General features: G+C 67.7%; 6 protein-coding genes. 1 reads left to right on the top strand and 5 read right to left on the bottom strand.

Annotation, left to right across the window (positions count from 1 at the left end):
• Positions 1-295: 295 nt before the first annotated feature.
• From phoU to ACZ6YV_RS02040, 5 genes are all read right to left on the bottom strand, one after another.
• Entirely contained in the window at positions 296-958 is a 663-nt protein-coding gene (phoU, locus tag ACZ6YV_RS02060) for a phosphate signaling complex protein PhoU (protein ID WP_465507894.1), read from the bottom strand.
• 92 nt (positions 959-1050) lie between these two features.
• A complete protein-coding gene (locus ACZ6YV_RS02055) occupies positions 1051-2463 on the bottom strand; it encodes an LCP family protein (protein WP_465508505.1) in 1413 nt (470 codons plus the stop codon).
• 889 nt (positions 2464-3352) lie between these two features.
• Positions 3353-4081 carry a GGDEF domain-containing protein gene (locus ACZ6YV_RS02050; RefSeq protein ID WP_465507893.1) on the bottom strand — a complete coding sequence of 243 codons (729 nt, stop codon included), beginning with the start codon at positions 4079-4081 and terminating at the stop codon, positions 3353-3355.
• 65 nt (positions 4082-4146) lie between these two features.
• A complete protein-coding gene (gene idi, locus ACZ6YV_RS02045) occupies positions 4147-4758 on the bottom strand; it encodes an isopentenyl-diphosphate Delta-isomerase (protein ID WP_465507892.1) in 612 nt (203 codons plus the stop codon).
• Positions 4759-4816: 58 nt separating this feature from the next.
• Positions 4817-5650 (bottom strand): alpha/beta fold hydrolase, encoded by an 834-nt coding sequence (locus tag ACZ6YV_RS02040; protein WP_465507891.1) that lies wholly within the window; start codon positions 5648-5650, stop codon positions 4817-4819.
• A gap of 123 nt (positions 5651-5773) precedes the next feature.
• Between ACZ6YV_RS02040 and ACZ6YV_RS02035 the strand changes: the two genes are divergently transcribed.
• Positions 5774-6058 (top strand): hypothetical protein, encoded by a 285-nt coding sequence (locus tag ACZ6YV_RS02035; protein WP_465507890.1) that lies wholly within the window; start codon positions 5774-5776, stop codon positions 6056-6058.
• The last annotated feature ends 13 nt before the right edge of the window (positions 6059-6071 follow it).

The raw sequence follows: 6071 nt of genomic DNA, 5'->3' as shown, positions 1-6071 counted from the left end.
CACCCCCCCCGCCCCCCGGGGGGGGGGTTGGTGGTGTGGTTTCCGTACAAACCCCCCCCCCCCCCCCCCCCCACCACCCCGACCCACGCGGTGCTGGCACCCTGGTCGCCCGAGGTACGTGAAGGACCCCTTCATTGCGCTAGGCGCAATGAAGGGGTCCTTCACGTACTTGGACAAGGGGTCCTTCACGTGCGGCCGCTGTGACTACTGGGTGCCTGACTCGAATCGTCACTCACCACGACACCGGACCCACGTCTCACCGCCCTTTACGCATCCAGAGGACCGGACGCGAGGGCTAAAGCTCGTCGGGGCCGTAGCCGGGCATCTTGCCGGTCACGACGAAGATCATCCGGCGCGCGACCGAAACGGCGTGGTCGGCGAAGCGCTCGTAGAAGCGGCCCAGCAGGGTGACGTCGACGGCCGCGGCGACGCCGTGGTCCCAGTTCCGGTCCATGATGACCGTGAACAGGTGCTTGTGGATCTCGTCGACCTCGTCGTCGTCCGACTCGATCGTGCGGGCGGCCTCGACGTCCTTGGACTTGATGACCTGCTCGACCTGACGGGCCAGGCTCACGCCGACCTCGCCCATCTTGGCGAAGTCGGCACGCACGGCGTCGGGCAGCACGGGGTCGGGGTGACGGCGGCGCGCGGCCTTCGCCACGTGCAGCGCCAGATCGCCCATCCGCTCCAGGCTCTCCGCCGCGTGGATCGCGGCGAGGACTGTCCGCAGGTCGGTCGCGACAGGTGCCTGCAGGGCCAGCAGCGCGTACGCCTGCTCCTCGCATTCGGCGCGCGCGTCGTCGACCTTCGCGTCATCGCTGATCACCTGCTCGGCGAGTCCGAGATCGACCTCGAGCAACGCCCGGGTCGCCCGCTCCATCGCGTCGGCGACCTGGAGCGACATGCTCGCTAGGTTCTCGGCGAGCTGTTCGAGTTCGACATGGTAAGCCTCACGCATGGCCCAACCCTACGGGGAAGAGGGACCAAAAGCCGCATCCCAGAGTGAACCTGACGTGAACCCGGACTAACGAATGATCCTTCGACGGATCCTCAGCCTGAGCTGCTGCTCTTCTTCGGGTTACCGGACTTGGCGGAACTCGTCGGCGTGGACTCCGTGTCACCCGACGGCGGGGCCGGGGCCTTCTCTTCGAGCGGGGTGTTGTTGATCAGTGCCCCGAAGACGGCCTTCGACTTGCTCTGCAACAGCACCTCGTTGCCGCGTTTGTTCGCCTCTTCGGTGGTGGGCACGGTGAGGAACTTGACCTTGTCCGATCCCATGCCGCGCATCGACTTCGCCAGCGTCATCATCTGGTTGATGCCGAGGTTCTCGCCGAACGTGGCCTTCGCGAAAGCGTCGATGAAGCCGCTGAGCTTGCCGGTGTCCAGGATGACGTCCTTCGACATCACCGTCTTCAGCAGCGCGCCGAGGAAGGCCTGCTGCCGTTTGATCCGGCCGTAGTCCGACGTCGGGTCGCCCTTGACGTGCCGCGCCCGGACGTAGTTCAGCGCCTGGTCGCCGGAGATCCGCACCTCGCCCGCCTGCGGGATGACCATGCCGAGCGTGGTGTCGTCGACCGGCTTCTCGTTGTACACGGTGACGCCCTGCACGGCGTCGACCATGGACTTGAAGCCGTTGAAGTCGATCCCGACGAAGTGGTTCATCTTCATGCCGGTGATCTGCTGGATGACCTTCGTGACGCACTGCGGGCCACCGACCGCGTAGGCGGTGTTCAGCTTCGTGATCTTCTTCGCGGGCGAGGTCTCTTCGGAGTAGGAAGACGTCGCCGCGTCCCACCGCTTGCATTCGGGACGGCTGATCTCGAGGTCGCGCGGGAAGGACACCATGACGACGCGCTGCCTGTCGGCGGGGACGTGCGCGATCATGACCGTGTCCGAGCGGGCACCAGGAGTGCCTTCCGTGTCGCCGACGCCGTCTTCGGCGGACGCGCCGTCACGGCTGTCGGAGCCGACCATCAGGAAGTTCTCGTCGCCGGTCTGGCCCGCGGCGTCCTGGATGTCGGCCGAATCCTCGTCGAGCGAAGCGACGTTGTTGAACTTCGCGTCGAACCAGGTCTGGGCACCCCACGCCGAACCGAGGGAGAGGAACACGAGCGCGGCGACCACGGCGGCCGCGATCCGGCCCACCTTGACCGCTTGCCTGGTCTTGCGTTCCTTCTTCTCCTGCAGGCGGGTCTGCGGGGAAGACTGCTCCGCGGCCTCGGCAGGCTCGGCGGCGTCGGAATCGGTGGTCGTGACCACCCGCTGCAGTGCCGTGCGGGTCTGCTCCAGCAACGCGGCGGGGCGGGCGGCGAGCCGCTCGCGGCGCTCGCGCTTCTTGGCCTCTTCGGCTTCGAGTTCGTCGTGCGCGGCGGAGAACCGGGCGAGCGTGTGGTCGATCTTGCGCTTGGTGATCGTCGCGTCGTCGATCGCCTCGAGCTCGTCGGTCATCGTGAGCCGGTCCATCTCGGACCGCGGCGGGACACCGGGAGACAAAGACAGGGGCGACGGCGGGACCGGCGGCTGCGAGGTCGGCGGCTGCTGGACCGGCGGCGGTGCGACCGGTGACTGCTGAATCGGTGACTGCTGGACCGGCCGCTGAGCGGGGCGGCGGGGACGGCGCGGCGACGCCGGTACCGCGGGCTGTTGCTGTGCTCCCGGGTTCACCACCGGCGGGCGGCGCTGCGTCGGAGCCTCGGGGCCGGGCGCGGCTTGCGAGCCACGCCGTGGCTGGCGCGCACGAGGCGGGCGCTGGGGCTCGGCGGGCTGAGGGGGCCGCGGCGGCGTCTGAGCCGGCGGCGCGGCGGGCTCGGCCGCACGAGGCGCCGGATTCTCAGCCGGGGCTGCCGGACGGGGGCGCCGCGGCGCGGGCGGCTCCGCCCGGTTCGCGTGCGAACCGGGTCTCGGAGGCTCGGGGGTCGGCTCGTCCTGCCGGAGACGGCGCGGGGCGGGAGCCTCGGCGGCGGGGTCGAAGACCGGGCGTTCACCCGTATGACGTGCGACGACGTCGGAAACGCTGATCCCGCCGTGGGTGTCCATCGAGCGGCGTCGACCCCGGCGGCCGCGCTCACCGGCATTTCTGTCGGTGGTGCCGTGGCGACCGGTCCCCGGGTTGTGGTGCTCGTCGGGCACTCGGTCTCCTTTCACGACAGGGTCGAAGCTCTTTCGTTATCGTACGGACACCTCAGGTTCGTGACGACAACCATCCCGGAATTTTCTTCACCCAAGGTACCGATAAGCGCCGAACGGTCCATGCGATCGGGTGAGCGGTTCTGGTTAAAGCTGCGTTAAAAAGGTCGAAACCGTCACGCAGAGTACGACTCTTGACCGGAGTGAGTGGCTAGATGTCTGAGGGCTAGGCGCCGGCGGACTCGGCGGCGTTCAACGACTGAGGAATCATCCGCGACGATTCCTTATCCTGATACGCCACTTTGTTCCGGCCCGCCCGTTTCGCCATATACAACAAAGCGTCGGCTCGGCGCAACTGCCGTTCCGGTTCTGCCCGGCGATCCGGTTCCGCGCGGCTCTCGTGCGCGAGTCCCACGCTGATCGTCACCGAGAGGCCGGGCCGGATCCGGGGCCACGGATGGCGGGCCACCCGGATGCGGGCGGTGTCGGCGATGCGCACCGCGCGGGCGGCCTCGACGTCCGGGATGACGAGCGCGAACTCCTCGCCGCCGTACCGGGCGCAGAACGCCTCCGGCGGAAGTCCTTGCTGCAGCAGGTCGGCCACTTCGCGCAGCACTCGATCGCCGACCAGATGCCCGAAAGTGTCGTTGACGCCCTTGAACAGGTCGAGGTCGACCAGCGCGATCGCGATCCCGGGCGGGCCGCGGTAGTCCACGGCCGGGCCGTGCAGCCACTGATCGAGGTAACGGCGGTTGTAGCTGGACGTCAGCGTGTCCCGCAGGCTGCCGGCACGGGCGAGGTCGAAGGCGGACTTGAGGTGGTGGTAGGCGCGCCGCCAGTCACCCTGGGTGGCGAGCACCCCGGCGATCGACTCGTGGAGGCTGAGCAGATCGGTGGACGGCGCGCTCGGTGGGAGCGCGGCCTCGTCGTCGGCTGCCACGCTCACCTCCGCCACGAATTGGTTTTCGTCGTATAGGAGGGATCTCTTGAGGTATCGGTACGGTCGGAAGTGAATATCGCTCAAGTGGACGACGGATCCGCGCCATTGTCACGCACCGAAGTGCCGTTCTGTAAGGACGAAAACGGCTCGAAGTCTTTGAGCTGCGAAAACTGATCCTTCGCCCAGTAACTCACGTCAGTCACATCGTCATTCAGCAACAGTGCGTAATCATTCCAGCTCAACCAGCGCCAGTCGCCGACCTCGTCCGGATGCGGTTCCGGGTCCTCGTCCACCCAGGCGACGAAGACCGGGCAGAACTCGTTCTCGACCACGCCTTCGAACGGAGGCGTGCTGTAGCGGTACGCCGGAAGGACGCACCGGAGCCCGTTCAGCCGGGGAAGCCCGAGCTCGAAGGCGGCACGGCGCCGGACGGCCTCCTCGATCGGCTCACCCGGCGCGGGGTGCCCGCAGACACTGTTGGTCCAGACCCGGGGCCACACCTTCTTCGACGCGGCGCGGCTGGTGATCAGCAGGGCCTGGTCGCTGCTGCGCAACAGATAACAGGAGAACGCCAGGTGCAGCCGGGTGTTCTCGTGGTGCGCGGCCAGTTTGGGCGCGGTTTCGCCGGTCGGCTCGCCGTCCTCGGTCACGTAGACGATGCGTTCGGTGTCCACTTCGGTCGTGTTGTTCACCGGACCCACTGAACCAGCAGGCTGTCTGTAACCGGTACCGCGACCAGAGTTACCCCTGTTAGTGGGATGAAAGGTGCTCCACGAGCAAAGAAGTGACGGCCTCGGGCGCCTCTTCCACCACCCAGTGGGAGACGTCCTCGATCATCTCGAAGCGGTACGGGCCGGTGACGCGGTTCGCGGTGTCGAGCGCGGCCGTCGACCCGAAGGCGGCGTCCTCGGTGCTCCAGATGTAGAGCGTCGGAACCTCGATCGGCCCGATCTTCCCGCCGGGACGGCCGGCGCGGTACCAGTTGAGAGCGGCGGTCAGCGCGCCCGGTTCGGACAGCCGCTGAACGTACTCGTCGATCCTGCTCGGCGGCACCTTCCAGTCGAAGATGCGGCGCAGCGCGTCGGCGTTGTCCGCGAGCATCCGCCGTTCGGTGACGCGGGTCTGTCGCCATTCGGTCATGTACCCCGACCGGAGATGCTGGTCCTCGTCGGTCTTCATGGCCTCCGCCAGTGCCGCCGGATGCGGCGTCGAAACGACGGCGAGACTGCGGAGCCTGGCGGGATGCGTGTCGGCCGCCCACCACGCGACAGCGCCACCCCAGTCGTGCCCGACGAGATCGAATTCCTTCCACCCCAAGCGATCCGCGATCGCGATAACGTCACCGACGAGTTCGTCGATCCCGTATTCGGACGCCTGTTCCGGCCGGACGTCCGGCGAGTAGCCGCGCTGATCCGGTGCCACCGCCCGATATCCGAGCACGCCGAGCGTCGCGACCTGGTGCTCCCACTCCACCGCGGCCTCGGGAAACCCGTGCAGCAGCAGGACGGGGCGGCCGTCCTCGGGGCCCGCCGCGATGGCGTCGAAGGAACCGGCCGCGGTGGGGATGCTCAGCTGCTCGATCACGGCGCCGACTCTACGGGCCGCCGGTTTCGGGCGGGCGGCAAGGGATTGACGACCAGTGTCCGATTCGCATCTCATGACCACCGTGGCCGATCTTCGGTCGCACTGGGGAAACTGGGGTAGTACATGTCGAACAGTTGGAGGCGCCGGCTCGCCGCCGGTGCCGCTTCCGTCGCGCTCGCGGGCGGAATCGCCGTCACGGCGGCGAATGTCGCGGTGGCCGAAGAGGCACCGGTTTCGGTCGCCGGGGTCTGTGACGGGAACCCGGGCTGCCAGCTCGGGCCGTACTACAGCCTGAGCAGTTGCCAGATCGAGCAGAGCAATATGGCCCGGTACTACACGATCACCATGCGGTGCTTCGAGGTCGACACCGGCCAGTGGAAGTTCGCCTACAAGACCAGGGGCACCTGAGCCTGGAAAGAAA

The sequence above is a fragment of the Amycolatopsis sp. NPDC102522 genome (assembly GCF_055584485.1).
Note: the sequence above shows the minus strand (reverse complement) of the source record. Positions and strands in the feature narration are given on the sequence as shown.